The sequence below is a fragment of the Endozoicomonas sp. genome (assembly GCF_031844845.1).
In the GTDB taxonomy this organism is placed as follows: domain Bacteria; phylum Pseudomonadota; class Gammaproteobacteria; order Pseudomonadales; family Endozoicomonadaceae; genus Endozoicomonas.
In genome coordinates this window covers 1-4,605 of record NZ_JAVRMB020000340.1, presented here as the reverse complement: position 1 = coordinate 4,605, position 4,605 = coordinate 1, and the positions used below count along the sequence as shown (strand labels likewise).

The 4,605-nt window shown below is 40.0% G+C and carries 5 protein-coding genes; 4 read left to right on the top strand and 1 reads right to left on the bottom strand.

Going from position 1 to position 4,605, the window contains the following annotated elements:
- On the bottom strand, positions 1-1,444 hold a 1,444-nt coding region (locus RM811_RS18890), incomplete at its 3' end, for a hypothetical protein (RefSeq protein ID WP_402527368.1).
- A 495-nt stretch (positions 1,445-1,939) separates the two neighbouring features.
- On the opposite strand from RM811_RS18890, the gene RM811_RS18885 reads away from it, so the two are divergent.
- The 4 genes from RM811_RS18885 (at position 1,940) to RM811_RS18870 (ending at position 4,419) form a co-directional block, all read left to right on the top strand.
- Positions 1,940-2,092 carry a GNAT family N-acetyltransferase gene (locus RM811_RS18885; protein ID WP_402527369.1) on the top strand — a complete coding sequence of 51 codons (153 nt, stop codon included), beginning with the start codon at positions 1,940-1,942 and terminating at the stop codon, positions 2,090-2,092.
- A gap of 607 nt (positions 2,093-2,699) precedes the next feature.
- Positions 2,700-3,446, top strand: coding sequence for a hypothetical protein (locus RM811_RS18880; RefSeq protein WP_402527367.1), 747 nt, complete (start codon positions 2,700-2,702; stop codon positions 3,444-3,446).
- A 195-nt stretch (positions 3,447-3,641) separates the two neighbouring features.
- The gene (locus RM811_RS18875) at positions 3,642-4,172 is read left to right on the top strand and encodes a hypothetical protein (RefSeq protein ID WP_402527365.1); all 531 of its coding nucleotides are present in this window, start codon (positions 3,642-3,644) and stop codon (positions 4,170-4,172) included.
- A 13-nt stretch (positions 4,173-4,185) separates the two neighbouring features.
- Positions 4,186-4,419 (top strand): hypothetical protein, encoded by a 234-nt coding sequence (locus RM811_RS18870; RefSeq protein WP_402527364.1) that lies wholly within the window; start codon positions 4,186-4,188, stop codon positions 4,417-4,419.
- Positions 4,420-4,605 lie beyond the last annotated feature (186 nt).

The following is a 4,605-nucleotide window of genomic DNA, read 5'->3' as shown; positions in this document are numbered from 1 at the left end:
TGTATCTTTCGTCGGCAGCGTCAGATGTGTATAAGAGACAGGTGGTAGGCCTGTCGGTGGTAGGCCTGTCGGTGGTAGGCCTGTCGGTGGTAGGCCTGTCGGTGGTAGGCCTGACGGTGGTAGGCCTGACGGTGGTAGGCCTGTCGGTGGTAGGCCTGACGGTGGTAGGCCTGACGGTGGTGGGCCAGTCGGTGGTAGGCCTGACGGTGGTGGGCCAGTCGGTGGTAGGCCTGACGGTACACTCGCTAGGTATTGCAAGCTCTGGCATCTGCGTGGGGATCGGCCAACTGTATAATTGAGCACTATCATTTATTTTTGTTTTGAGTGCTTGATAACGTGGTCGTATATCATTCTCATATTTGCGAAAAAGGAAGCAATCCAGTTCATTGGAGGCTTGTTCCACCATGCTTCTTATTTTTGTTTTCTGATCACGCGCATCTCTTTTTATTTTTTTTATTTTACCTTTACAATATGGCATTGATTTTGCCTTTATTCTTGCATCCTTCGCATTGTCTTTTACTTTTCCAACTTCCACTTTTCTCAATTCCTTCAAGGTTATATTTTGTGTTGGAGAAAAATAACTGGCGTATTCTTCAAGTGAGATAACTTTAAGCTCAGTATGATATTTTGGATCAAATGCTGACTTTTCAGCCATAAATTCTCCAACATCTTGTTCAAGCTTCTCCACTATTGATAGCAAGCCGTTTGGTTTGTTAATGTCATTCAATAAAACTTCTTTATTTGCTTCAACATGATAATCTAACTTTTTTTTCAGTTCTTCTTCTTGCCTTGAAAATTCTTTTTTTAAATCAAACAACGGACCATAATGAGCTGTACAACCTACATCTTTCTGGGTGGCCCGAATGGTTATTTCTAGCCTCTGGCGGTCACGGTTCGAAAACTCACTGTTCGAAAACTTTCCGGATGCTTGAATCTGACGCTTAGCTCGATATTTCGGGGCCTGGTCAACTGGTAGGTTAGTAGTGATACTGTCAGAGCTTGAATATCCACCCTCTATGGCGCCTGAATGATCATTGTTGGTTATATCAGATGTGTCAGAAGCAGCGGCGGTATTATTTATAAAAATATCTTTGGTAAGAGTTGATCGAAGTAGATGAGGGGGTATCTCTATTTCACCTGAATTTGAATTCGCGCTATTTACATTGTTTGTTATTCTATTATTTAACGCCATATTTGTTGTTCTATTATTTAACGCCATACCAGCTATTGCCCTTCCCGCAGCCACAGTTGTAATTGCAATGCACAGCGACATCAGTGGATTCCTTTTCACAGATCTGAACACAGCTTCACAACCATCAGTGAAACGACATCGCCAAGGCTTATCGGCTTCACTTGATTTAGATTCGACAATATTACCCGCTGCTGGCAATTCAGGGTGTTGAGCATGTCCGCATAGCGAACCATTAGCCAATTCATATTTCATCTTAGAGAAACCTTAGTTTGATTTACTAAGGAGCTGTCCCTGAATAACTTCCACATTTCCGAGCCTCCAAACCCCGTTCGTCCTGAGCCTGTCGAAGGGCTTAAACTCCGGGCCATGATAGATCGTGCCAGGCACCCTTCGACTCCGCTCAGGGTGCACGGAGACTGAGTTCAAAATGTGGAAGTTATTTCAGGACAGTTCCTGAGCCTTGTTATATGGGCAACCGGGCAACCAACAACCCCTTATTTTTTTCCAGAAAAAAAGCCTTAAGCGTTTTGATCAACGGCAGCAATAAGAAGGTTTAGATTTAGATTTTTGTAAAACCCCGGTTACTATTCAATCAACGCCTTGATTAAACAGAAGCGTTATCCCTGAATCCGTGACTTCAAAATTGGCTAACCTCCTGAAACTAAGACACAGGGGTGATGGTAGACTAAAATTGCTCCAAGTAAAATTTTATAAAAAAAAGAAAGAAAAGGAAAGTGAGAGGAAGCCATAGCAACCTGTCGGCAGCAGTGGCCAGAGACTCCGGTTTTAGTTTCAGCCCAGGCTTATCTGGTGGGTTTTTACCAGGGATTGGGATTCGAATTTATGGGGGAGTGCTATCTTGAGGATGGTATCCCTCATCGGAATATGATTCTGAAATGATGAGTGATTACACCCACCGACTTTTAATCGAGTGTGAAAAGCGGTGGGTATATTGTTTTCTGTTGATAAGCATTTGACCGGTTGTATTCAAATCCGCATGGAAGATTCAAAGCTGACGATGCGTGTACCCGTTTCTGATAGATCGATTGAGAAAGATAATTTTAAGTTAACTGCTTATAAAAAATTCTTACATGATTTCTATTGAATCAATGCCAGTTTATTTATTCAGGTTAGACTGAGTGCCAAACTCAATTTCATAAAGCGAGGTTGCTTATGGCAGAGGCTATGAGGGCAGATTTAATACTTTCGGTTTCAGATGTTTATCGTGGAAAAATCATGAATTTGATAAAGCAGGCTGTGCTTTTATGAAGCCGGTGGAAAAAATAAATCCAGATCTCTCTGTTAAAGATCATGAAAAGTTGCGGGCTGGCGATGGTTCTGATGGGGGTGTTAAGAATGAAGTTAGCCCTGTTGATGTTAAAAATAGAAAGACGGCTGTAGTCCAATCACACAAGGAAACTGGGGGGCAAGCCGCTCTGACAATGTATCCACTAATGGCGAGAATAGCAGAGGGTCTGGTGCTGACGAAACTGATATTGTTCATAACATGGAAACTTCTCAGAAGAGAGCAGTTATACATGACGAAATTAAAAAGCTTCAGCGTAATGTTGAAGGTGAGTTTGGTAGCGATCTTTCATTCTCTGAAGATTATTCATTAAATATTGAAGGGTTATTTGAATGGATGGCTGTGGAGTGTGAAGAAATGGTAGATGAATATAAAAAACATGAGGGGGTGATAGATGAACTACGTAGGATTATGGAAAAGCTGAGTAAAACGAAGTTAGAAATGCCGAAATTGTTTGTTGAAAAACTAAATGTATTGAAAAAAGAATCGGTTGGAAGGTATGCTGATAGCTCGAGTTTACCCGTGGGTAATGAAAAGCTATTTAACTCTTTGGTTTTGGAAAAAGATCCGGAAAAAGGTAAGCGGTATCTGATGGAATTGGTGCGTTTTTCAAATTTTTTGGAGGGTTGCCCTCGCATGGTTAAGGAAATAACTGCTGTTAATAATTATTTTGAAAAAAATAAGTTAGCTCAGTTAGAAAGGATTGATGATTCGTCAGCTGGAGCGCGGGCTTTCGATAATAAAATAGCTGAGTTGTTAAATAAAAGATCATGGTTGTCTAATCTGTGTTTTCTTACGCAGACTCTTTCCGCTATCAAAAAATGGGTTGGGAGAGTTGATCTTTTCGTAAATGATAAAGAAAAGATGAAAGAGGCTTTTAGGTGGGTTGATGGAAAAAGTGATGATGAGATTATTGTTTTAATTTTTGGTTTTGTGCAAAGGGAATAAATAGAGTTTATTCATAAGAATGTTCTGGAGTTTGAATCTGAAATAAAAACTGGTTCTGGAGAGAAATTTGAGACTCTTGATAATTATTCTCTTTCGAAAAGTTGTGGTGATGATGAACTTGTAACTCCGGGAAGTGCGATCAATGTGCGGAAGAAGGGTGGGGAGGTCACTAAATATGAACTCTTGTTAGAGGAAGTGAAGACGGAGCATGAAAAGTTGAGGAATGCTTGTAAAACAAAAATACAAGATTGTTGTCGGGGATTGGGTGCGGTGTTGGTTGATAAAGAAAAAGATACAAGTGGTTCGAGTAATATTTTTTCTGATTCTAAAGTAAAAGCTATAAAAAGTGTAGCTGATGCGTTGAATGTTTTGAACAGGCTTTCTGTTTCCCCGCGTGCAAATGATAAGGGAGAATTAAATAAGACGGTGTTGCAACTATCTGCTAAATCTTGTGAAAATATTATACCAGAGGGAGTTCAGGGGGCTTTAATGGAGCTTGGGTTGTATTTAGAATTTATTAGAACCAGTGTTCCTGCTTTGTATTCTGATTTTAGAAGTGATTTTTCCGAGGATGATGGTCTGGCAAGGTCTATATTGGACATGGATGACATTGTTTCTGGTTTTTCTAATGAAGATGCAGGTATGAGAAGTAGGTTTGATGCTCTTGTTATTAGGGATAAAAATATACAACAGAGGTTTTTTAAAGATAATTTATTGTATGCGTAAAATAAGGTTTCTTATGGAGAAAGAATCGGTGGCTAGAGGAATGATCACAAAAATGGATGGTTTTATTGGTAAGGAAGGAATGCTTAAACCTGCTTTTTATTGGTTTGAAAGCAAAAGTGTTGAAGATCTGAAGTCAGCTGTTGTTAACCTGACGTGTTTGATTAAAGAGAAGACGGATGGAGTTGCTATGAGGGGGTTTTATAGTCTAGAGCGTAGCCAGTATATACTGGGATCAAAAGCGGTTTGATGAAAATGCCGGAGTAAAAACTGTTGATTCTGAATGAATAGGGGTGGTTGATGAATAGGAGTGTGAATGAATAGGAGTGTGAATGAATAGGAGTGTGAATGAATAGGAGTGTGAATGAATAGGAGTGTGAATGAATAGGAGTGTGAATGAATAGGAGTGTGAATGAATAGGAGTGTGAATGAATAG